This window comes from Mycolicibacterium iranicum, assembly GCF_002101705.1.
Lineage (GTDB): Bacteria > Actinomycetota > Actinomycetes > Mycobacteriales > Mycobacteriaceae > Mycobacterium > Mycobacterium iranicum.
Window position 1 is genome coordinate 67622 of sequence record NZ_LQPC01000019.1, and the last position, 22976, is coordinate 90597.

Here is a 22976-nt window from a genome sequence, read left to right on the forward strand (position 1 = left end):
GACGAGCGCTCGCGCAAGGAGCAGACATGATCGTCATCGGATACACGGCCGACCCGTTCGGTCACGCAGCGCTGGAACACGGCATCTCCGAGGCGAAGTTGCGGCAGACGGATCTCCTCGTCATCAACGCCACCTCGGGAGAGTCCTACGTCGACGCGCGCTTCGCCGGCCAGACCGAGGTCGGCGATGTCGAGGCACGGCTGACCGAGTGCGGGGTGGCGTTCGAACTGCGCCAGCCCGTCGGGGTGGATCCCGCCACGGAGCTGCTGGCCGCGATGAGCCACGACGACGCGCAACTGTTGGTCGTCGGTATCCGGCACCGTAACCCGGTGGGGAAACTGATGCTCGGCAGCGTCGCCCAGAAGGTGATCCTGGAGTGTCCGAAACCGGTGCTCGCGGTGAAGCCCGACGAGGTGTGATCCGGGTGTGACAGCCTGAAGCGATGGGAAGGTACGCAGGCGCGTTCGGGCCGCACGCACCAGAAGCCACGTACGTCGAACACAACTACCCTGAGCAGCTTTTCGACACCGGGGAAGTGCAGCTGAACTACGCCGTCGCCGGTGAGGACACCAAACCACCGCTACTGCTCATACCCGGGCAGTCCGAGTCGTGGTGGGGTTATGAGGCCGCGATGCCGCTGCTGGCCGAGCATTTTCACGTGCACGCCGTGGACTTGAGAGGGCAGGGACGCTCGACGCGCACCCCGCATCGGTACACGCTCGACAATGTCGGCAACGATCTCGTGCGCTTTCTCGACGGTGTGATCGGCAAGCCTGCGTTCATCAGCGGGCTGTCCTCCGGCGGTCTCGCCAGTGCCTGGCTGTCGGCCTACGCCAAGCCGGGTCAGGTCATTGCGGCGTGCTGGGAGGACCCGCCGTTCTTCAGCTCGGAAATCGATCCGGTCCAGGGGCCGCCGATCACCGACAGCATCGGTCCGCTGTTCGGGATGTGGGCGCGCTACCTCGGTGACCAGTGGAGCGTCGGGGACTGGGAAGGCTTCGTCGCGGCCGTCCCCGACGAGTTGGCCGACTGGCAGGCACACGTTGCGCTCGTCGTCGGCACCGCCGAGCCGGCGCAGAACCTCCGCGAGTACGACCCCGAATGGGGAAAGGCTTTTCTCTCAGGCGCTTTCGCGGCGAGCTGTCCACATCACGTGATGCTGAGCCAGGTCAAGGTGCCCGTGCTGTTCACCCACCACTTCCGGATGATCGACGAGGCGTCGGGCGGGCTGATCGGCGCGTGCACCGACGTGCAGGCGGGCCGGGTGAGCCAACTCGTCAAGGGCGCCGGACAGTCGCTGACCTACAAGTCTTTTCCGATGATGGGTCACTCGATGCACGGTCAGGACCCGAGGTTGTTCTCCGATACCTTGATCGCGTGGTTCGCCGGATTCCGGGTGCCGAACTGAGCGCCGGCAGCCGCCAGAGACAGGCCCGCGATGAGGAAGCACACGACGGTGTACCAGAGGCTTCCGACGGGATCGCCTGCGGCGGTGACCCCGTCGGCGGCGCCGAGGTACGCCGGCAGCGCAGTGGCCCACAGCACCGCCATCACCACCAGGTACACCCCCGCGTAGCCGAGGATCATCCGGTTGGAACCTGCTGCGATCTTGGGCTTTTCGCTGCGCCACTGCCGGTAGAGAACCGGTATCGCGACGATCGCGATGACGGCCAGTTCGAGCGCGTAGACCACACCGCCCACCGTCGTGCTACCCGAGATGCCTGCCGCGGCGGTCGCGGGCAGGGGCAGGATCGCGGTGCCGATCGAGGCCAGAACGCCGATCACCACGGTGCGCACCACGATCTGGGTTCCGCTGAACGTGCGGCCCGCGTCGACATGGCGTCCGACGAAGAACTGCACGCACAGCGCCAGTGACATGGGCCAGAGCGCGGCGAACACCACGACACTGGGCAGCGGCACCGAATCGAAGAACGGCTGGTTCATCGGATGGTCCAGAGTCCACTCCCACCACCGCAGCTGCGGGCCGAGGTGGTCGAAGATCTCATAGAACGCGTGATGGACGAAGCCGACGCAGATCGCTCCGACCAACGTCCCGTACCGGCGGAAGACGCCGAGATTGCGCACGATCTCGAATGCGATCGTCGCCATGGCCGGGTAGATCGCGACGATGTAGAGGGGCAGGCGGCCCCAGAGGAAGTCGATGGTGAACACGTTGTGCGCGAACATCGTGTCGACGTAGTCGGCGATGCCGAACGCGCCGGGGAAGTACAGCGGCGGTTCGATGATGAGCAGGTAGGCGATCGCGCCGAACCACAGCACGATGTTCGTCGGGTCGTTGTACCGGCGCAGCCGCACGATCGCATACCACAACGCCAGCACTGCGCCGGCGATCACCGTGAGTTCCAGGACGGGCAGCGTCCAGTTCTCCAGCGCGAACGGATTGCGGAACTCGACGAGCCCGCCCGCGGTTTCGCACGAAAAGCCCAGTCGCGCCGCGAGATCGGCGAAGGTCGGAGTGCAGAGATCAGACATGGGCGGTGCTGCTTTCGTTGGCCGTGTACCACTGGGTCACGTCGTATCCAGCGTCGTAGCGATCGAACCACTCCTGCGCCAGCGCCGGGAGCTTTTCGTGCGCCGGGTCGTGGCCCGGGATCTGACTGCGCACGATGCCGCGCAGTGCCGTGAGCTGCTCGCGCAGTGGAAGGTGGCCGAACGCGTTGGCGAACGGGCCGTCATACGGTGCCTCGACGAACGGAAGCCGTTGCAGTAGCGCTTTCTTGCGGCGTTGGATGCGGAACGTCGACACCGCATCGACCTTGCGGTCGGCCAGTGGAACGTGCTTGTTGAAGTCCTCGGACGCCATCCGGATGATGTCCATGACGTGCTTGAAGATCGACGGCGCGACCCGCATCCGGTACCAGGGGTCGTCGACGACGGCGTCGTAGATGATCAGGGCCGAACTGCGATGTTCGACCTCTTCGACGAAGTGCCAGAGGAACAGCGACGCCACCCGGTCATCGCCGGTCGCGAACAGCGTGTCGTCATGGTCGAGCATCAGCTTGAACACCGGCGTGAACGTCGCTTCGAGATCGGCGGTGTAGGCCAGCCGGTACTTCAGCGGCGTGTTCGCCGTCATGTCGTCGAAGGCGCCGATGACTTTGGCGAGCGTCTCTTTCAACGCCGGGTATTCCTTGATCAGGCCCTTGACGTGTTGCCGGTGCGCCATCGAGTGCTGGCCCTCCTGACGGACGAATGCGTCCGCCTCCTCGGCAATGGCCGGATCTTTGATGTGCGGCATCGCCTCCGGGATCATGCTGCCGATCATCTTTTCGAAGCCGACCGCCAGGAATGACACCGCATTGGCCATCGACGAGAACGCGGGGTTGGCCTCGTTCCACACGAAAGGGACGGGACGGCTGGCGAAGGCGAATCGCAGTCTTCGCACGATCAGTTCGGTCATAGGGGAAGGTCCTCAGCCCTAGTTATCATACAGTTGCATCGATGTTTGTATGATTACTTTATCGGCGGGCCCGCGTCAACGTCTGTGCTACGGTTCGGGGCACGATGGCACGTAAACGCCGAGGTTGGGGTGGTGATCCGCCCGAGACCGACGACGAGGCCGCTGCGCGCATCATCGCCGCTGCCGTCGACCTGATCGCCGAAACGGGTTCTGCCATCACGATCGCCGATGTCGCCGAATCGCTCGGGGTGATCAGGCAGACCGTGTATCGCTACTTCCCGACCGCTGACGATCTGATGCGCGCGGCCGCCATTGCGTCGGTCGACGGGTTTCTCGACCGGCTCGCCGCGCACGTCCGTGGAATCAACGACCCCGCGGACGCCATGACCGAGGGCGTCCTGTTCACGCTCGACGCCGTGGCGACGACACCGCATCTGGGAATCGTGCTGTCCGCTCCGAGCGCGGCCGCCGGGCCCAGCGAGGTGGCCTCGGCGCTGGCTCAGGACTTCGGCATGCGGATGATCACGCGCTTCGACGTGGACTGGACGCGGTACGGGTACGACGACGCGGCGCTGCGGGATCTCGTCGAATTCACCCTTCGCACCATGCTGTCCTTCTTCGTGGCCCCCAACGACCCGGCACGCTCACACGACGAACTCCGTAGGTTCCTGAGGCGTTGGCTCGGCAGCGCGATCCTGGCTCAAGAGGCGGCTTCGGCACTGAAGCGTCAGCGCAATCCATCTCGGCGGGATTCGCCCCGCTGATCGCCTGGGCCTCGAACTTGTGTAACGCCAGAGCGAAATCCGCCCGATTCTGCGCCACTGCGTTACCCAAACGGATCTCCACGCTCACGACAACGTCAGTCGGATCGTGCCGTCGACGGCTTCGACCGGATAGCTCCGTACCGACAGGGGCGCGCCGGAAACCTCTGTGCCCGAGCTCAAGTCGAACGCATGGCCGTGCAGCGGGCAGACCACCACGCAATTGTCGGCCAGCCCGTCGGCCAGCGGCCCGCCCCTGTGCGGACATACCGCATCGATTGCCCGCAACGACCCGTCCCGCAAGCGGAACACCGCGACCTGCACGCCGTCGACCACCACGGTGCGGCCCTCGCCGACCGGAATCTCCTCGACCCTCACCGCACGGGTACCTGGGGGAGTGGCAACAGCGGCAACGACGACCGGAACTGTCCGACCGAGGCGGGTTCGCGGCCGTCCTGCCACGGGTCGCGGTAGGCGTCCACCGACTTCTGCATCCGGGCATCAAGCCCGTCGGCGAGCCCCTCGGCGTCGTCGACGACCACTGACCGGATGTGTTCGATACCCAGCCGAGGCACCCACTTATAGGTGCGCTCAAGCCAATTCGCGCTTTCCCGGTAATACTGCAGGAACCGACCCGTCAACGTGATCACGGTCTGCGGATCGTCGACGGTGGCGAGCAGATCGCCCTTGCGGATGTGGGCGCCCGCCGCGCCGCCGACATAGATCTCCCAGCGACCACCGTCGACCGCAACGACACCGAGGTCCTTGCACAGCGCCTCCGCGCAGTTGCGTGGACACCCGGTGACGGCGAGCTTCATCTTCGCCGGGCTCGCCAGACCCTGATAGCGCTCCTCGATCGCGATGCCCAGCGCCGTTGAATCGCCGACGCCGTAGCGGCAGAAATCGCTGCCCACACAGGTTTTCACGGTCCGGAAACTCTTGCCGTATGCATACCCCGACGGCATGTCCAGGTCCGCCCACACCGAGGGCAGGTCCTCCTTGCGCACACCCAGCAGGTCGATGCGCTGCCCCCCGGTCAGTTTGATCATCGGGATCTCGTACTTCTCGGCGACGTCGGCGATTCTGCGGAGCTGCCCGACGTTCGTCACGCCACCCTTCATCTGCGGCACCACCGAGAACGTGCCGTCGCGCTGAATGTTCGCGTGCACGCGGTCGTTGATGAACCGCGCGTCGCGCTCGTCGACGAACTCGTCGGCCCACATCATCTCCAGCAGCGAGGCCAACGCCATCTTCGATCCGGCGTCCTCCGTGCCGTCCGGCGCGAGCGCGGCGAACACCGAAGACACTGACGTCAAGCGCAATTCCCGAATGTGGTGCATCAGCGTGGCCTTGTCGTACGGCACCCCGGGCACGTACCACGACGCCGACGGATCCTCGGTGACGGCGCCGCCGGCCGCCCACTCGACCACCTGGCACACCAGCTCCTTGCACGAGCCGCAACCCTTGCCCGCCTTGGTCTTGGCCATCACGCCGGCCACCGACGTCTCGCCGTCGCGCACGCACGACACCAACGCACCTTTGGAGACACCGTTGCAGTTGCACACCTGGGCATCGTCGGCGAGCTCGGCCACCCCGACACCCACGTCGGGTGTGCCGATGTCGAACATCAGCGCCACCCGCTCGTCGGGCAGCGGCAGCCCGTTGTCGAAGGCCTGGGTCAGAAACGACACCTTCGACACGTCGCCGACGAGCGTTGCGCCGACCAGCTTCCCGTCACGGATGACCACTGTCTTGTAGACGCCGTGCTTGGGTTCGGAGTACTGCACGAACTCGTCGTCGGGATGCTCGGGCGCCTTCACGCCCATCGACGCGACGTCGACGCCGGCGACCTTGAGTTTCGTCGCCACCCGGGATCCGCGATAGGCCGACGTCAGGTCGGCTCCGGTCAGATGATCGGCCAGCACCTTGGCCTGCTCCCACAGTGGCGCCACCAATCCGTAGACCTGGCCGCGGTGCTGGGCGCATTCACCGACGACGTAGACATCGTCGTCGTCGACCGAACGCATGTGATCATCGGTGACGATCGCGCGTTCGACGGTCAAGCCGGCGCGTTGTGCCAGCCCGACGTTGGGCCGGATACCTGCGGCGATCACCAGCATGTCGCAGTCGATCCGGGTGCCGTCGGAGAACAGGATTCCCGCCAGCCGGCCGTCGTCGCCGACGACCACCTCGGTGGTGCGCTTCTCGGTGTGCACGCCGATCCCGAGGGACTCCACGGACTTTCGCAGAATCGCCCCGGCCGGATCGTCGAGCTGGGCATTCATCAGAGTGGGACCCGCATGAACGACGTCGACCGCCATCCCGCGGTTCTGCAGGCCGCGCGCGGCCTCCAGGCCGAGCAGTCCGCCGCCGATGACGACCGCCTTGGTGCGGTTGGCCGCCTCGGCGATCATGGCCGCCGTGTCGTCGAGCGTGCGGAACCCGAACACACCGTCGGCCAACGTCTTGTCGTCCGACCACAATCCGGCCATCGGTGGGAAGAACGAGCGGCTGCCCGTGGCCAGGATCAGCTTGTCGTAGTGCAGCGTGGTTCCGTCGTCGGCATGCACCAGGTGGGCGAACGTGTCCAGCCGGACAACCCGAACCCCGGCCCGCAGGTCGATTCCGTTGTCGGTGTACCAGTCCAGCGCATTGAGATAGATCTCGGTCGGATCATCCACGCCGGCAAGTACATTCGACAACAGTATTCGGTTGTAGTTGCCGTAGGGTTCGTCGCCGAACACGGTGATCTGAAAATGGTCTCCGCCGCCGCGGGCAAGCACTTCCTCCAGGGCGCGGATGCCCGCCATGCCGTTGCCCACAACCACCAGACGCTGGGCCATCGCTACACCTCCACCAGGCCCAGGTCGACGATCACCGTCCCCTTCACCCCGTCCGGCGCCGCGACGTAGAGCTCCAGCACAGTGTCACCCAGGAGGTCCTCCACCACGCGCAGCGCGACGTGGGTGGCGCCCTTTGCGGCAATCGGGAAGTACCGCATCGGCGTGCCGTCGCGGAACAACACCACCGTGATCATCTGTTTCGTGGAATTGCCGCCGCGAAAGTACACGGGCTGGGTGGTGGCACCGGCTGGGACGACATAGCGCAAAGACTCGTCCAGCGGCACCGGTTTGTCGTAGCCCGCGCCGTCGAACTCGAACGCGCCCTGCAGGAAACGAGGACTGCTTCCGTCTGACATTCCTCGACGCTAGGAGCAGCGTGTTTCCGGTTGGTTTCGGGTGCGAGTCGCGCGTGGATCCCGGCCATCACAGTTCTGGCGCCTCACCGTGAGCGCAGCTGCGGTGTGAGGGCGAGTTTTCACAAGGGTCATCGACGTGCAACGGACAGGGAATGACCTGGTCTTTCACTTGAGCCATGGCGAAACGCGACATCGAACACTGGGACCCCGAGGACGTCGAGGCCTGGGAATCAGGTGGCAAGGCGGTAGCAAAACGCAACCTGATCTGGTCCATCGTGGCCGAGCACGTCGGGTTCTCCGTGTGGTCGATCTGGTCGGTGATGGTGTTGTTCATGCCGCAGAACGTCTACGGCATCGACGCCGCGGGCAAGTTCTACCTGGTCGCCGTCCCCACCCTGGTCGGCGCATTCATGCGAATTCCGTACACGATTGCCCCTGCCAAGTTCGGCGGCCGCAACTGGACGATCGTCAGCGCGCTGCTGCTGCTCATCCCGACCGTGCTGACGCTCTACTACATGAAGAACCCCGCGTCCTACACCACCTACCTGGTCATCGCGGCGTTCGCGGGCCTCGGCGGCGGCAACTTCGCCTCGTCGATGACCAACATCAACGCGTTCTACCCGCAGCGGCTCAAAGGCTGGGCGCTCGGTCTCAACGCCGGCGGCGGCAACATCGGCGTGCCGGTCATCCAGCTCATCGGGCTGCTGGTCATCGCGACACTCGGCAATGCCCGGCCCGAAATCGTCTGCGCCATATACCTTGTCGCGATCAGTGTGGCCGCCGTCGGCGCCGCACTGTTCATGGACAACCTGCGCAACCAGAAGTCGAACCTCGGCGCACTCGTGGAAGCGATGCGGTTCAAACACTCCTGGGTCATGAGCTTCCTCTACATCGGCACCTTCGGCTCGTTCATCGGATTCTCCTTCGCATTCGGCCAGGTGCTGCAGATCAACTACCTTGCAAGTGGAGAGACCGCCGCGCAAGCATCACTGCACGCCGCCCAGATCGCCTTTCTGGGACCGCTTCTCGGATCGATCTCGCGCCCGTTCGGCGGAAAGCTCGCCGACCGCATCGGCGGGGGCAGAATCACCCTCTACGTGTTCGTCGCGATGATGTTCGCCGCGGGCATCCTGGTGACCACGGGAGTCCTGGATGACGGAGCGGCGGGGGCTCCCACGGGCGGCCAGATGATCGGCTACGTGGCCGGATTCATCCTGCTGTTCATTTTGTCCGGCCTGGGCAACGGCTCCACCTACAAGATGATCCCGTCGATCTTCGAGGCCAAGGCGCAAGGTCTCGACGACCTGAGCCGCGACGAGAAGGCTGCGTGGTCGCGGGCCATGTCCGGCGCTCTGATCGGATTCGCCGGCGCGGTCGGTGCTCTGGGCGGGGTGTTCATCAACATCGTGCTGCGAGCGTCCTACGTCAGCGACGCCAAGTCGGCCACCATGGCGTTCTGGGTGTTCCTCGGTTTCTACGTCGTGTGCGCCTTCGTCACCTGGTTTGTGTTCCTACGGCTGCAGGAACACCGCGCCCACAGTGGTGAGCACATCGGCCGCGCTTCCGACCCGGTACCTGTCGGGTAGCCGGTGACACGAACCGCCTGCTCCTACTGCGGGGTCGGGTGCGGAATCTCGGTGGAGACCCGCACCGACCCCGCTTCGGGTGTCCCTGTCATCGCCAGGGTCTCCGGAGACAAGCTGCACCCCACCAACTCCGGGCGCCTGTGCACCAAGGGTGCGACCCATGCCGAGATGATGGCCGCCACCGACGGCAGGCTCACCACGGCGCTGCTGCGGCCCTCCCGCGACGCGGATCCGATGGCGGTCGACGTCGACGACGCACTCGCCGAGGCGGGAGCGCGACTGCGTGCGATCCGCGACGAGCACGGCCCCGACGCGGTGGCGCTGTACGTCTCGGGACAGATGTCGATCGAGGCGCAATATCTGGCGACCAAGCTGGCCAAGGGGTTCCTGCGCACCGTTCACATCGAGTCGAACTCGCGGCTGTGCATGGCCAGCGCGGGCACCGGCTTCAAGCAGTCGCTGGGATCCGACGGCCCACCGGGGTCCTACGCCGACTTCGATTGCACCGACCTGTTTTTCGTCATCGGCTCGAACATGGCCGATTGCCACCCGATCCTGTACCTGCGGATGGCCGACCGGCTCAAGGCGGGCGCGAAGCTGATCGTCGTGGACCCGCGCAGAACCGCCACCGCCGACAAGGCCGATCTCTATCTGCCGATCCGGCCGGGCACCGATCTCGCGCTGCTCAACGGCATCCTGCATCTGTTGGTGGAAAAGGACGCGCTCGACGACGCGTTCATCGCCGAGCACACCCAGGGCTGGGAGGCGATGCCGGAATTCCTCGCCGACTACCCACCCCACCGTGTCGCCGCCGTCACCGGACTTCTTGAGGCCGATATCCGCACCGCCGCCGACATGATCGCCGAGGCGGGGAACTGGATGTCGTGCTGGACGATGGGCCTCAACCAGAGCACCCACGGCACGTGGAACACCAATGCGATCTGCAACCTGCACCTTGCCACCGGCGCGATCTGCCGGCCGGGCAGCGGCCCGATGTCCCTGACGGGCCAACCCAACGCCATGGGCGGGCGCGAGATGGGCTACATGGGGCCGGGTCTGCCCGGCCAGCGTGTGGTGCTCTCGGCCGATGACCGCGCGTTCGTGGAAACCCAGTGGAATCTCGAACCCGGCACCATCCGCGCCGACGTCGGCCCGGGAACCATCGAGATGTTCCGCCGGATGGCTGACGGCGACATCAAGGCCGCCTGGATCATCTGCACCAATCCTGTTGCCAGCGTGGCCAACAGGGCTGCAGTGATCGCCGGCCTTGAGGCCGCCGAGCTGGTCATCACGCAGGACACCTACGCCGATACGGCCACCAACAGGTACGCCGACATCATGCTGCCTGCCACGCTGTGGGCGGAAACCGATGCCGTGATGGTCAACTCCGACCGCACCCTCACCCTGTTGCAGCAATCTGTCCCGCCCGCCGGTGACGCCCGGCCGGATTGGGAGCTGATCTGCGGGGTGGCCCGTCACCTCGGATTCGGCGACGACTTCGACTACAAGTCGAGCGAGCAGATCTTCGACGAGATCCGCCGGTTCCACAATCCCACGACCGGGTACGACCTGCGCGGTGTCACCTATGAGCGGCTGCGTGAGACGCCGGTGCAGTGGCCGTGCGCCTCGGCCGAACAGCCCGACCGCAACCCGATCCGCTACCTCAACGACGGTGTCTCGCAGGACCTCTTCACCGATGCCGCCGGACGCACACCCCGGTTGAGGTTCGCGACGCCGTCGCGGCGCGCGGTGTTCCATGCCCGCCCGCACATGGACGCCGCCGAACTGCCCGACGAGGACTACCCGATTATCCTCAACACCGGCCGCCTCCAGCACCAGTGGCACACCATGACCAAGACCGGCAAGGTCGCCAAGCTGAACAAGCTCAACCCGGGTCCGTTCGTCGAAGTTCACCCTGACGACGCTGCAGCACTGAAGATTTCGGAAGGGGTGGAGGTCGAGCTGGTCACCCGGCGCGGCCGTGCCGTACTGCCTGCCGTCGTCACCGACCGGGTACGTCCCGGCAACACCTGGGTGCCGTTCCACTGGAACGACGAGCACGGAGAGAACCTCACGATCAACGCGCTCACCAACGACGCTGTCGACCCAGATTCGCTGCAGCCGGAGTTCAAGGTGTGCGCGGTACGGATGACCCCGGTTCCGGTGACGTCGAGCGAACCGGAGCTGACCGAGGACGAAAGGCTCTATCTGGCCGGATTTCTGGCCGGAATCGACGAGGGACGTCCCGGCGTGCCCGTCCTCCCTGCGAGCGCTCCCGTCGGCGCCCGGGCCCGGCTGTGGATCGACGGCCTGCTCGCCGGGCGGTATTCCAGGCTCGACGACCCCGTGCCTGCACCGGAGACCGGGCCGTTGGTGCTGTGGGCCTCGCAGACGGGCAATGCCGAGGAGTTCGCGGGCAGGCTGGGAGAACGTATCTCCGGGGCCCGCCTGCGGGCGATGGACGACGTAGACCTCGCCGATCTCACCGACGCCGGCGAAATCGTCATCATCACAAGTACATTCGGCGACGGCGGGCCGCCGGACAACGGCGCGGCTTTCTGGGAACGCCTCGAATCGCCGGAGGCGCCGTCACTTGACGGGGTGCGGTACTCGGTGCTCGGCATCGGCGACCGGTCCTACGACAACTTCTGCGGCCACGCGAAATCGCTGGATGCCCGGCTCGCCGACCTCGGAGCGACCCGAATGCTTGACCGGGCGGACTGCGAGGCCTACGACGACGAACCGATGACCCGGTGGGCCGAATCCGTCGCCGATCTGGTTGCCGCGCCGTCGCTTGCATCCGTGCGCGAACCGGCGACACCGGTCGAGCCCGCACGGTTCACCCGCGCCAAGCCCATCGACGCTCCGCTGTGCCGCAACATCCGCCTCACCCCGCAGGACGCCGCCAAAGAGGTGCGACAGTTCGGTTTCGACATCAGCGGCCACGACGTCACCTACTCCGTCGGCGACTCACTGGGAGTATGCGCGGTCAATTCGAGTTTCGCCGTGGAGAGCTGGCTGGCGGCAACGGGATTCAGCGGTTCAGAAGCCGTGCTCGTCGACGGTACGCAGATCTCCCTGCGTGAAGCGCTGACGTGGAACTACGACATCTGCAAGGTGACGTCGAACCTTGTCACGTTCGTCGCCGAGCACTGCCCGGACTCCGGTACCGCCAAGAAATTGCGCAAGGATCGCAAGGCACTCGATACGTGGCTCGTGAACCGTAATGGGCTCGATCTGGTCCGCGAATTTCCCGTCCGTGCCGACGCCGAACTCTGGCAGGAAGTGCTGGTGCGGCTCACCCCGCGCCAGTACTCGATCTCCTCGAGTCCGCTGGTGAGCCCGAACGAGGTGCAGCTGACCGTGTCGATCGTGCGCTACCGAGGACCCGACGGCGGTCCGAGAGGTGGTGTCGTCTCGACGTATCTGGCCGACCTTCCTGACGGCACCGCGGTGCCGGTGTTCCTGCAGCGGTCCCCGCACTTCCGTCCGCCGGAAGACCCTGCCACACCGATGATCATGGTGGGACCCGGCACCGGTATCGCACCGTTCCGCGGATTCCTGCAGGAGCGCCGGGCGCTCGGGCACCGCGGACCCAACTGGCTGTTCTTCGGTGACCAGCATCGGGCGCAGAACTTCTACTATCGGGAAGACCTGCAGGACATGGTCGACGACGGTTTCCTGAACCGGCTCGACCTCGCGTTCTCCCGTGATCAATCCAAGCGCGTCTACGTGCAGCACAAGATGCTGGACTACGGGGCCGACGTGTGGCGCTGGCTCGACGACGGCGCCCACTTCTACGTGTGCGGAGATGCCACCAGGATGGCGCGCGACGTCGACGCCGCCCTCACCGACATCCTCCGCACTCACGGCAGGATGAGCGCGGACGCCGCCCGCGACTACAAGCGTGAGATGGTCGCCGAGAAGCGCTACGTGCGCGACGTGTACTGATCCGCCGACATCACCCGAGGGCGGGCCGACACCAGCAGTGCGCCGATCACGAACATCACCACTGTGGCGGCCGGGAATCTGCCGCCCGGCGCGAAGCCGTTCGCGGACAACAGGCTCAGCGCCAGCGCGCATGCCGCGGTCCCCGCGTAGAGCATCGCCTCGGCCACAGGCGCGGGTACGGGAACGACGAACGTCGGTAGCGACGCGGCGAAGATGCGTCGCTGCCAGAACAGCAGGCACAGCAGTGCTGCCGTGACGACAGCCAGCACGACTTCCCACTCGAGGCGCGCCAACCACCAGGCGCCTGAGCCCAACGTGGGTTGCGGCAACAGGCCCGCCGGGTACGCGACGACCGTCACGACGATCACCGGCAGCATGTGCCACAGATACAGCGCCATCACATTGTTGTTGGCGACTCCGATGATCCGCAGCCAAAGACCGCGTGTGAGAGCACGATTCAGCAGCGGGACGATCGCGAACAGCACGCCGATCTGTACCGTCGCCAGCGCCAGCAGCGCAAGCGACGGGGGAGCGGAATTCTCCACGCGGTCACCCGGCACGCCGATCATCGCGATCGGGTACGGTCCCCACCTGACGAGCATCGGCAACGCGGCCGCCGCCAGCGCGGCCATTCCGAGTAGTAGGCGGCGACCGAGAAGCCCGCCGTGCCAAGCTATCCCGAGTTGGTAGATGGCAGCCCAGCAGAAGAAGTAATTCGCCATCCGGATTTCCTGATGGCCTGTGCTGATGCCCACCAGGTCGACGACGACAAGACAGAGGGCCAGCACCGCAGGTGCCGCGAGCCCCCAGCGCTGATGTGCCGCAACGGCGATTGGTGTCAGCGTGACGACCATCAGGTACACGGCCAGGAACCACAGGTGCATCGCCACCGCCCAGCCGCCGAGCTCGAGTACCGACCCGTCGATGCCGGCAAGATGCAACGCGCCCATCACGACGAGGACGAAGCCGGCGTAGACCGCGGTGGGGCCGAGCGTGCGGGCCACCCGGCGCCGGATCCACTCCTGACGCGAGGTGGCCGGGTCGTGGCGGCTCCACGAGACCGCGCTGGCATACCCCGCGACCGCGAAGAACACCGGAACCACCTGGAAGCCCCACGTAAGCCACTGCGTCCACGGCATCAGCTCGAGCGGATTGTCGCGGCCGAACTCACCGTCGCGGTACGTCATGACCGACAGCAGCCAGTGCCCGATGACGACGAGCATCACCGCGGCGGACCGATACAGGTCGAGCGCGATCTCGCGAGGGGGTGCTCCCGTGGCGTTCATCAACCCCATTCTGGGGCCCACGTCGCCGCGGACGCGGTAGGTGGAGAAAGAGTGTCCGAGGGGGGACTTGTCCGTCTACGACACGGGTCGTGGTCTGGCGATTGGGGCGCTGACCGCTTCGGTCAAGCACCGGTCCACGTTTTTCGCTCAATCGCAACCCTGAGGAGCTCGCCCATCGGGCGGCCAGCCGTCGGTACCGGACTCAAGCGGAATATTCAGAGATCGAAGCAGGATCGAAAAGAGCCGCCAATTGGCGATTGCTCCGACAAGTTCGACCAAAACGGCGTGATCGCTATTGAATGCCTTCTGGCACCCAGCCCAGTTTTCCTCGGAGATGACCCCGTCGCGTACCACATCATCGGTCGCTGCGAGGACCGCACGCTCGACTGGCCCGAGGCTTTCGGAATTCTGCCAGTCGCGCACCGCCAGGAGATCATGCTCAGGCACGCCGAGCAGTGTGGCGATTCGCCAATGTTGAGTCCATTCGTATTCGGAGCCAGTAATCCAGCCGATGCGCATGATGACCAGCTCGCGTAGCCGCGCGTCAAGGGAACCGCGGAAGAGTAACGCGTCTAGCAGCCCATACAGCGCAACCGCCACACGCGGCTGATGAAGTGCCACGCGGAATACCGACAGGTCTGCCAACTCTTCGGGCAACCCACATTCGGCAGCTCGCAGCTGGGCCTGCTCACGGTCGAGCATCGGTACGCGTTCCGCCATGGTCACGGGTGGCCCTCTCTGTTGAACCTCTGCCCACGCCGTTAGGGCGTGGGCAAAAAGACGTTGTGCAGCGCCCCACTTGATCGGGCACTTTCATCTGCAAGCGAAGTGAGCAGCTGCGCGAGCCCAGCGAATCCGGTTGATTCTCTGGTGATCCGGTCGAACGGCCAGCGGCCCAGGGCGAGAATCTCGAGGGCTGCCCGGTGGGCGGGATACTCCACGCCGAGTGCGCCTACGACGTGTAATTCTTTATAGACCAACAAGTCTGGTTCAAACCGGGGCGTGCCGCCTCCTCCACGGGTGCCGGCCACCACAATTGTGCCGCCGGGCCTGGCAAGGCCGACGGCATCGGCGAACGCGGAGGGTGCTTTAGCGGTGACGTCGACGACCACGTCGGCAAGCCGTCCGCCTGTCTCACGCTGGAGCGCGGTCACTGCATCGTCCTGCGATACATCGATGGGCAGGTCGACACCGAATGATCTGGCTATGGCCAGTCGTTGTTCGTCGCGTGGGCCTACGCCGGTCATCGCGACGAACGCGGCTCCCGCCTCTTTGGCCGCCACCGCCGCACAGATTCCGCGGATGCCGGGCCCCAGGATCGCTACGACGTCCCCGGCCTTGGTGTCGGGAAGAGTCGCCCCCCACTGGATACCGGCCCCGAGAGGGTTGAACAACGTGGCGAGAACGGGGTCCATGTCTTCGGCAATCGGGAGCAGCATCGCGTCCCACGGAAGCTCCACATGGGTGGCGTATCCGCCCCATAAGCCCGCGCCGACCTCCACGTCGACAAACCCGAACATGGTGGCGATGCCGTTCACCGCGCACCGCCGGTATTCGCCGCGGCGGCACTCGGGGCAGTCTCGGCAGGACCGGAACACCTCAACGGCCACGCGCTGGCCGGCTTGTACACCCCAGCGTTGGCCAGCCGCAGCGCCAACATGTTCGACGATGCCGACGATTTCGTGCCCTGGAACGAATGAGAAGCCGGCAGGCAGGTGTCCGGTGAATTGTTCGTGATCTGTTCCGCACAGACCGCATGCTTCAACTCGCAGGATCGCACCCCGGTCGCCGACGTCGGGGATGGTCATCTGGCGCCGCTGCAGACTCCGCGGTCCGGTCAGCACCATCGCCTCGGCGATCATGGAAGCTCGAACCCGGTGAACGACCCTGTGTTTCGGAGGCACACCGTTTTACCTACGTACATTTCCGCGCCCATCGCCTCGGCGATCTGCGGATCGTCGCTGCGTGCGACGACTCTTTGCCCGTCGGACAGGTGCGCGATGATCGGAGTCCATCGAGGTTGGCCGTCTCGGTCGTAGACGACGGTGTATCCGTCGACTGTCGCGCAACCGGTCGCCTCGTCGGCGCCTGCGACGGCCAGCCGCGATGAATCGATTTGAGCTTGTTCGACCGCCGTGTCGAGCAGTCGCCACCCGGCTGGTGGCGGGGTGGCCGACCACACACCGACCGAATGCTTCGTCGAATACCACCCGAGGCCGGTGACGAGTCCGGCATCGGTTGGGTCGCGTCGGCACCGTCGGACCATCTCCACGATCGAGTGGCTGACGTAATTGTTTCCGGGACCGCCGTGATAAGGCAGGCCTCCGGTTACTGTGAGGCCTCTGTCGTCGAGGGGGTCCAAGTCGAGAGCCTCGGCAGCCATCTCAATTGCCGACGGGAAGCAGGAGTAGAGGTCGAACCACCGGATGTCGTCGGTGGTCAACCGGCCCGCATCGAGAGCCTTCCGTGCCGCTACCTCGATACCCGATGAGCGGCTGAGGTCCGGCCGTTCCACGGGGAAGTACACGTCGTTGCAAGTCGCTGCTGACCAGGGAAAGACCCAACGATCGCGCGCGACGCCTAATTCGTCCGCCACCTCGGCCGCCATGAGAATGAAGGCGGCAGCCATGTCGACGGACATGATGCTGTTGAGCAGCTTGGGATAGGGCAAGCAGACCATGCGGTTTTCCGCGGTGACTTCGCTGAGTTCGGTGGCACTTCGTGCGCGTGGGAACCAGGCCTGTTCCGGATGGCGTGCCGCCTCGGCTGTGAACGGGGCCATCAGCGTGCCCAGCCACTCCCGTTGAGCATCGAAGTCGCGGCCGTGGCGCGCGGCGATCGCGGACTCGAAGATGGGATACACCTCGTGCGGCCAACTCAGACCCACCGACAATTCGGCTTGACTCAGCCCGGGGCGGGCGTCGCCCAGGGATTCGTCGTCGGAGCGGGGTGGGGGCGGCGAGTCGAGAAGTGCCCCGCCCTGAAGCTTGCGTGCGGAATGCCCACTCTCCGCCCCGACGACCAGGACGACATCTGCACGGCCTTCGCCTATTTCGCCACCCAACACTTCGACGAGATACTGCGGGGTGTTTCCGCCGACGGGACAGCTGATGCGGCGGGCGGGACTGATGTGCATCGCTTCGGCGATCCTGCTGGCGGGATTGTCGCGCGGTATGACCAGGATGCCCGGAGTCGCGACGGTGTCGATGCGCCGCTCGACCGGGCGACTTGCGTCTTTGACCGCGCGGCGTGCGGCTTCTACCGCCAAGTCGATCGGGTCCACGAAGTCGTTCCCGCGATGGGTAACTTCGCCCACGCCGACGACAACCGGGGTACGCGCTTCTACCAACATCGGCATCGGCATCCGCTCAGGGCCACGGGGCTGACTTGAGACATAACTGCGATGGTGTCATGTGCGTGGGCAAGTCACAATGGTGTGCGCTCGCGGCATACTGGCTGTGTGTCGACGAGGTTGTTGAGATGGGGCGCCGCCGCGCCGACAGATCGTGGGTCCGCTCGCGACCGGTTGCTCGATGCTGCCGAGCGGTGCCTCGAGAGTTGCGGTGTGGTGGGCACGACCATGGAGGACATCGGCAGAACAGCGGGTGTGTCCAGGGCAACGGTGTATCGCTACTTCCCCAGTCGGGAGGCGGTGATGTCGGGTGTCATCATTCGCGCCGCCGAGCGCTATCTCGACCGCATCAGCCCGCGGATCGCGGCGCACGCCGACCTGGGCTCCGCGCTCGTCGATTTCGTGGAATACACGGTTGAGGCCGCGCGCCGCGAAGAGATCATCGGATTGTTGTTCGGCAGCGACGAGGAACTCGCCGGCGTGGGTCTCGCGGCGGGGACCTCGACGTCCCTCTTCGAAATCGTCACCGAATTTCTGCGTCCCATCTTCACCAGACACTGGAGTTGCGTGGAACCGGGCGTCTCCGTCGACGACGCCGCCGAGTGGGTTGTCCGCACGATATTGAGCCTGCTGACTGTTCGAGGGCCGCGGGAGCGCAGTCGTGACGGACTCCGGGCGTTTCTGTCGAGGTTTCTCCTTCCGGCGATCCTGGCGGGTGACCACGCTCGACCGATGTGACATCTATGGCGTAATGTCTCGACGGCAGATGAGGTAGGAGGGCCTGTGCAATTCACCACGTTCAACGAACAGGTCGCTGAGCAACTAAAGAGCGCAGCAGAAACCACGGGCGGGTTGGCCGGTTACCTCGGCTTCCGTCACACCGAATTCACTGCGGGACGGCTCGTCGCGGAGATGGACGCACGCGACGACCTGAAGACGCCTTTCGGGAACCTGCATGGGGGCTGCTTATCGGCCATGGTCGACCACTGCCTCGGAGTGGTGTTTTATCCCGTGATTCCACTGGGATCTTGGGTCGCGACAACGGAGTTCAAACTGAATCTGCTTCGTCCGGTCTCTAGCGGCACCTGTGTAGCCACAGCCGAGATCATCTCGCTGGGCAGAACCAGCGGTGTGGCGCGTATCGACATCTGCAACGACGGCAGAGCGGTGTGTGCGGCCCAGGGAACCGTCACCGTCGTCGCACCGAAGACGAGCTCCTGATGTCGGCAAAGAGAACAGGCGATTCGTCGGCTCCTGTGGTCGAGCGCGTGCCCACGGCGGACGGGCTGACGCTGGCGGTCGACCTCTACCGCTGTGATGCGCCGCGGGCGGTCGTGTTGCTCCTTCACGGCGGAGGTCAAAGCCGACACGCCTGGGACGTCACCGCCCAACGCCTGCACCAGCGGGGCTACACGGTGGCCGCGTACGACACCAGGGGACACGGGGACAGCGACTGGGACCCCGACGGACGCTACGACGGGGACCGGCTTGGATCCGACCTATTGGCCGTGCGCTCATACGCCGATTCCGGCCGCCCCGTCGCCGCGATCGGCGCCTCTCTGGGCGGCTTGACCATTCTCGGAACACACTTGCTCGCCCCGCCGGACCTATGGCAGGCCGTCGTCCTGGTTGACGTCACTCCGCGAATGGAGATGGAAGGCGCCCGACGAGTCGTAGCGTTCATGTCGGCACACCCCGAAGGTTTCGACAGCCTAGAGTCGGCCGCTGACGTGATCGCCGCCTACAACCCGCACCGCCCTCGCCCCGAAAACCTCGACGGCCTCCGAAAAGTCCTCGCCCGTCGCGAAGACGGTCGCTGGGCCTGGCGATGGGATCCAGCTTTCGTGACGTCGAATTTCCAGTTCCTGCAGGGTGATCCAGACGAAGGCGCTAAAGACTTCGACATGATGAGCGCGTTCCTTCTTGATGGTGCGAGGCAGGTGTCCGCGCCAACGCTGCTGGTCCGGGGCCTACTATCTGACATGGTCTCCGAAGAGACAGTAAAGCATTTCCTGACCGTCGTTCCGCACGCGCAAACCGTTGACGTATCGGGCGCGGGACACATGATTGCCGGCGACAACAACGACGCATTCTCGACGGCGGTCGTCGAATTCCTCGACAGGACCACATGAACCCTGCTGTCGGTTGACTGCCCATGTAGGGCTGGCGCCTATCCTGCTCCTATGCCAACTGAACCAGCGCGGGTGTCTTTCCGCCGGCATGTGCGCGAAAAGGTTTTGAGGGCGACACGAGAACTCGCCATCGAGAAGGGCTGGGATCAGGTCCGGATGAGCGAGGTTGCCGAATCGGTCGGCGTCTCCCGCCCGACGTTGTACAAAGAGTTCGGCGACAAACAGGGGCTCGGCGACGCGCTTGTGGTGTCGGAGGGCCAGCGCTTTATGGAAGGCATTCTTGCCGTCCTTGCCGAACACGTGGGCGACGTGCGGGGCGGCATCACCGCAGCGGTGCAATTCACCCTCTGTGAAGCAGAAGACAGCCCGCTCCTCAAGGCAGTTCTGACGTCCAACCCTTCGGGGAATGATCGCGGTGGCTCGTCGTCTACTGGAGTCCTACCTCTTCTGCCGACGTCGGCTTCCCTGCTTCAGCTCTGCTCCGCGGCTCTGATCACGTGGTTTAACGACCACTTCGACGATCTCGATCCCGAAGACGTTGAGGAGGTCGCAGATGTTCTGGTGCGACTGACAGTGAGTCATGTTGTACTCCCAGCCGCGGACATCGCCACCACCGGTGAGCGGATCTCCCGCGTAGCACTCAGGTACCTGGGAGTTGTCCACAGTTTGTAACTAGCAAGCTCTCGTGTCAGATCGAGCCGGCGAGGAGCTCTGAGCGGTCAACTCGGAGCTGCTGGCTGATGGCCCGCTTACTGAACATGAAATCGCGAGGACGGTTGACGCAGTCGGCGGCGATGAGTTCACGATCGCGGAAGTAGAAGCAGCTGAAGTCACGGTCACGCGACGGGTCGCCGCTGAAGACCACTTCGTCGTATCCGGTGTTGAGACCGGCGATCTGGAGTTTGAGATCGTACTGGTCGGACCAGAACCACGGAAGCGCAGCGATTGCGCTGTGTTTTCCGCAGATTGTCGCCGCAGCGATCTTGGCCTGCTCGCCGGCGCTCGATACGGATTCCAAACGAATACGCGAGCCGTATCGAGCCATGGTGTGGCTGGTGCAGTCGCCGGCGGCCACGATGTCGGGGTCGCTGGTGCGGGCCTGGTCGTCGATCACGATGCCGTTGTCGACGGATAATCCTGCGGCCGAGGCGAGCTCGGTGTTCGGCACCACACCGACGCCGACGATGACCAAGTCGGCGGGGATCGGTTCGCCGCCTGCCAGCACGACCTCCTGCACTCTGCCGTTGCCGGAGAAGGCTTCGACGAGAGCGTGTGTTCGGATCTCCACTCCCTCGCCGTTGTGGATTCGGGTGTAAAACGCGGAAACCTCCGGCGCGGTGACCCGTTCGAGTACACGCTCGGTTGCCTCGAGGACGGTGACGTTCATGCCGAGCGAACACAGCGAGGCCGCCGTTTCCAACCCGATGTAACCGCCGCCCACGATCACAACCCTCCGACCCGGTGTAGCGGCGGCACGGATCAACTCGACGTCTGCAGCGGTACGCAGGTAGTGAATTCCGGGAAGATCCACCCCTGGTGTGGGGAGTCGTCTGGCCCTTGCGCCGGTGCACAACGCGAGCTTGGTGTACGTCAGCGTGTCGCCGGTGCTCAGAGACACACGCTTGGCACTCCGGTGGATCGCCTCCACGGTCGCATTCAAGAGTCGAATGTGCTGCTTTTCGTAGAAATCAGCGCCGCGAATCAGGAGGTCGTCGAGGCCGTTCTTGCCGGCCAGGTATCCCTTCGACAACGGAGGCCGGTGGTAGGGCAGTCCCCCCTCGTCGCCGATGAGCACGACCTCCCCAGACCACCCCTCCCTTCGAAGATTAGCTGCCAACTGCGCGCCGGCGTGGCTCGCGCCGACGATCACCGCTCGTTCGGGAGTCACGCACTTGGCCTGGGAGTGAGGCGAACCATCAGCTTGCTGATACCCCTGACGAAATTCGATTGCACATACTCGGGTTCGCCGACCACCTCGATGTTCTCAAAGCGAGGGAGCAATTCCTCCCACAGGATTCGAAGCTGCAACTCAGCAAGTCGGTTTCCCATGCACCTGTGCACGCCGAACCCGAACGAGATGTGATTGCGGGCGTTGCTCCTATCGATGATCAACTCATCGGCCCGCTCGAAGACACGCTCATCGCGGTTACCAGAGGCGTACCACATCACGACCTTGTCGCCCTTGCGGATGAATTGCCCGTTCAACATGATGTCTTTTTTCGCGACTCGGCGCATGTACGCCAACGGGGTCTGCCAGCGAATGATCTCGGATACCATGTTGGGAATCAGGTCAGGGTTCGCCTTCAACTTCTCGAACTGATCGGGGAACTGGTTCAAGGCGAGAACCCCTCCGCTCATCGAGTTGCGAGTCGTGTCGTTTCCCCCGACGATCAGCAGTACCAAATTGCCGAGGAATTCCATCGGGCGGTCGATGAGATCCTTAGTGTCCTCGTTGGCCTGCAGCATCGTGATCAGATCGAAGCCCGGTCGCTCCCCGTTGGCGGTACGGGCCGCCTTGTCATGCCAGAGAGCGCTGAGACCCTTCGCCATGTCGACCATGCCACGAAACACTCTGTCGTTGTCGGAAGGACCACCATTGGCTTGCTCCATGGAGGTGGCGAGGTCCGACCATTCCACGAGCTTGTGCCGCTGCTCGTACGGGAAGTCCAGCAGGGTCGCGAGCATGCGCGCTGTCAGTTCGATGGAGACGTGGTGCACCCAATTGAACGGCTGATCCACCGGTAGATCGTCCAGCACTTCCTGGACACGCGAGCGGATCAGCCCCTCCATCTCGCGCAGGTTCTTCGGCGCGACAACCCCTTGGACGGAAGCGCGCTGCAAGTCGTGTTGTGGCGGATCCATCGCGATGAACATGGCGATGTCCATGAAGCGGGGCGGTCTCCCGATGATGATGAACGGCTCTGCGGAGAAAGCCTCGTGGTTCTTGTCGACGGCGATGATGTCCGCGTGGCGGGTCACCGACCAGAACGGGCCGAACGCACTGTGAGCCTGGTAGTGCACCGGCGCCTCGTTGCGCACGCGTTCGAAGTAGGACTTCCAGCGGCCTTGGCGGTAGAGGAACGGGTTGCTGAGATCGATGTCGGCGATATCAACGTCCTCGACCGGAGGAATGGGCGTCTCGGTGAAGATCTTCTTACCATTGGTTCCGGTTACCCACCGGCGTGTCTTGTCGTAGAGGTGTGCGCCGCGGATTTGCAGCTCCAGAGGCACGGCAGACTGGGCTTTGGCGGCCACTGCCGCGGGAATACTCATTATTGTTTCCTCCAA

Annotated in this window: 20 protein-coding genes; 9 read left to right on the forward strand and 11 right to left on the reverse strand. The window is 64.8% G+C overall.

Features of this window, described 5'->3' with window-relative positions; translation table 11 throughout:
• Positions 1–26: 26 nt before the first annotated feature.
• Complete coding sequence (locus tag AWC12_RS03930) at positions 27–419, forward strand: universal stress protein (protein WP_085172536.1); 393 nt, start codon at positions 27–29, stop codon at positions 417–419.
• A gap of 23 nt (positions 420–442) precedes the next feature.
• Complete coding sequence (locus AWC12_RS03935) at positions 443–1408, forward strand: alpha/beta hydrolase (protein ID WP_085172538.1); 966 nt, start codon at positions 443–445, stop codon at positions 1406–1408.
• Here the strand turns inward: AWC12_RS03935 and AWC12_RS03940 are convergent.
• Both AWC12_RS03940 and AWC12_RS03945 read right to left on the reverse strand, forming a co-directional pair.
• Positions 1342–2493 carry a hypothetical protein gene (locus AWC12_RS03940; protein WP_085172539.1) on the reverse strand — a complete coding sequence of 384 codons (1152 nt, stop codon included), beginning with the start codon at positions 2491–2493 and terminating at the stop codon, positions 1342–1344. The two genes, AWC12_RS03935 and AWC12_RS03940, sit on opposite strands and share 67 nt — an antisense overlap.
• The gene (locus tag AWC12_RS03945) at positions 2486–3421 is read right to left on the reverse strand and encodes a metal-dependent hydrolase (RefSeq protein ID WP_085172541.1); all 936 of its coding nucleotides are present in this window, start codon (positions 3419–3421) and stop codon (positions 2486–2488) included. Before AWC12_RS03945 ends, AWC12_RS03940 begins: the two co-directional genes overlap by 8 nt.
• A gap of 104 nt (positions 3422–3525) precedes the next feature.
• Here AWC12_RS03945 and AWC12_RS03950 point away from each other — a divergent pair, with 104 nt between their 5' ends.
• Complete coding sequence (locus AWC12_RS03950; RefSeq protein ID WP_085172542.1) at positions 3526–4185, forward strand: TetR/AcrR family transcriptional regulator; 660 nt, start codon at positions 3526–3528, stop codon at positions 4183–4185.
• A gap of 84 nt (positions 4186–4269) precedes the next feature.
• Here the strand turns inward: AWC12_RS03950 and AWC12_RS03955 are convergent, their stop codons facing one another.
• From AWC12_RS03955 to AWC12_RS03965, 3 genes are read right to left on the reverse strand one after another with little or no spacing between them, the layout of a single operon-like run.
• Positions 4270–4560 carry a Rieske (2Fe-2S) protein gene (locus AWC12_RS03955; protein ID WP_085172544.1) on the reverse strand — a complete coding sequence of 97 codons (291 nt, stop codon included), beginning with the start codon at positions 4558–4560 and terminating at the stop codon, positions 4270–4272.
• Positions 4557–7025 carry a nitrite reductase large subunit NirB gene (gene nirB, locus AWC12_RS03960; RefSeq protein ID WP_085172546.1) on the reverse strand — a complete coding sequence of 823 codons (2469 nt, stop codon included), beginning with the start codon at positions 7023–7025 and terminating at the stop codon, positions 4557–4559. The genes AWC12_RS03955 and nirB overlap by 4 nt, the downstream gene beginning before the upstream one ends.
• 2 nt (positions 7026–7027) lie before the next feature.
• Entirely contained in the window at positions 7028–7381 is a 354-nt protein-coding gene (locus tag AWC12_RS03965) for a hypothetical protein (protein WP_024445485.1), read from the reverse strand.
• A gap of 176 nt (positions 7382–7557) precedes the next feature.
• On the opposite strand from AWC12_RS03965, the gene AWC12_RS03970 reads away from it, so the two are divergent.
• A complete protein-coding gene (locus AWC12_RS03970) occupies positions 7558–8967 on the forward strand; it encodes a nitrate/nitrite transporter (protein ID WP_085172548.1) in 1410 nt (469 codons plus the stop codon).
• A 3-nt stretch (positions 8968–8970) separates the two neighbouring features.
• The gene (locus tag AWC12_RS03975) at positions 8971–12918 is read left to right on the forward strand and encodes a bifunctional nitrate reductase/sulfite reductase flavoprotein subunit alpha (RefSeq protein ID WP_085172550.1); all 3948 of its coding nucleotides are present in this window, start codon (positions 8971–8973) and stop codon (positions 12916–12918) included.
• Here AWC12_RS03975 and AWC12_RS03980 read toward each other — a convergent pair.
• The 4 genes from AWC12_RS03980 to AWC12_RS03995 all read right to left on the reverse strand — a co-directional run bounded on the left by AWC12_RS03980 (position 12897) and on the right by AWC12_RS03995 (position 17556).
• Positions 12897–14213: an acyltransferase family protein gene (locus AWC12_RS03980; RefSeq protein ID WP_085172552.1), complete on the reverse strand. Its 1317-nt coding sequence runs from the start codon at positions 14211–14213 to the stop codon at positions 12897–12899. The two genes, AWC12_RS03975 and AWC12_RS03980, sit on opposite strands and share 22 nt — an antisense overlap.
• A gap of 138 nt (positions 14214–14351) precedes the next feature.
• On the reverse strand, positions 14352–14930 hold the full coding sequence (locus tag AWC12_RS03985; RefSeq protein ID WP_014382408.1) for a carboxymuconolactone decarboxylase family protein: 579 nt from the start codon (positions 14928–14930) through the stop codon (positions 14352–14354).
• 35 nt (positions 14931–14965) lie between these two features.
• A complete protein-coding gene (locus AWC12_RS03990; protein ID WP_017205332.1) occupies positions 14966–16066 on the reverse strand; it encodes a zinc-dependent alcohol dehydrogenase in 1101 nt (366 codons plus the stop codon).
• The gene (locus tag AWC12_RS03995) at positions 16063–17556 is read right to left on the reverse strand and encodes an acetyl-CoA acetyltransferase (protein WP_024445489.1); all 1494 of its coding nucleotides are present in this window, start codon (positions 17554–17556) and stop codon (positions 16063–16065) included. The genes AWC12_RS03990 and AWC12_RS03995 overlap by 4 nt, the downstream gene beginning before the upstream one ends.
• An 84-nt stretch (positions 17557–17640) precedes the next feature.
• On the opposite strand from AWC12_RS03995, the gene AWC12_RS04000 reads away from it, so the two are divergent.
• The 4 genes from AWC12_RS04000 (at position 17641) to AWC12_RS04015 (ending at position 20360) form a co-directional block, all read left to right on the forward strand.
• A complete protein-coding gene (locus AWC12_RS04000) occupies positions 17641–18294 on the forward strand; it encodes a TetR/AcrR family transcriptional regulator (protein ID WP_370474583.1) in 654 nt (217 codons plus the stop codon).
• A gap of 45 nt (positions 18295–18339) precedes the next feature.
• Positions 18340–18777, forward strand: coding sequence for a PaaI family thioesterase (locus AWC12_RS04005; RefSeq protein ID WP_011560605.1), 438 nt, complete (start codon positions 18340–18342; stop codon positions 18775–18777).
• Positions 18777–19688: an alpha/beta fold hydrolase gene (locus tag AWC12_RS04010; protein WP_011560604.1), complete on the forward strand. Its 912-nt coding sequence runs from the start codon at positions 18777–18779 to the stop codon at positions 19686–19688. The genes AWC12_RS04005 and AWC12_RS04010 overlap by 1 nt, the downstream gene beginning before the upstream one ends.
• Positions 19689–19778: 90 nt before the next feature.
• On the forward strand, positions 19779–20360 hold the full coding sequence (locus AWC12_RS04015; protein ID WP_005110548.1) for a TetR/AcrR family transcriptional regulator: 582 nt from the start codon (positions 19779–19781) through the stop codon (positions 20358–20360).
• A 16-nt stretch (positions 20361–20376) separates the two neighbouring features.
• Here the strand turns inward: AWC12_RS04015 and AWC12_RS04020 are convergent, their stop codons facing one another.
• A complete protein-coding gene (locus AWC12_RS04020) occupies positions 20377–21576 on the reverse strand; it encodes an NAD(P)/FAD-dependent oxidoreductase (protein WP_011560602.1) in 1200 nt (399 codons plus the stop codon).
• Positions 21573–22961 carry a cytochrome P450 gene (locus AWC12_RS04025; RefSeq protein ID WP_011560601.1) on the reverse strand — a complete coding sequence of 463 codons (1389 nt, stop codon included), beginning with the start codon at positions 22959–22961 and terminating at the stop codon, positions 21573–21575. The genes AWC12_RS04020 and AWC12_RS04025 overlap by 4 nt, the downstream gene beginning before the upstream one ends.
• Positions 22962–22976: the final 15 nt, after the last annotated feature.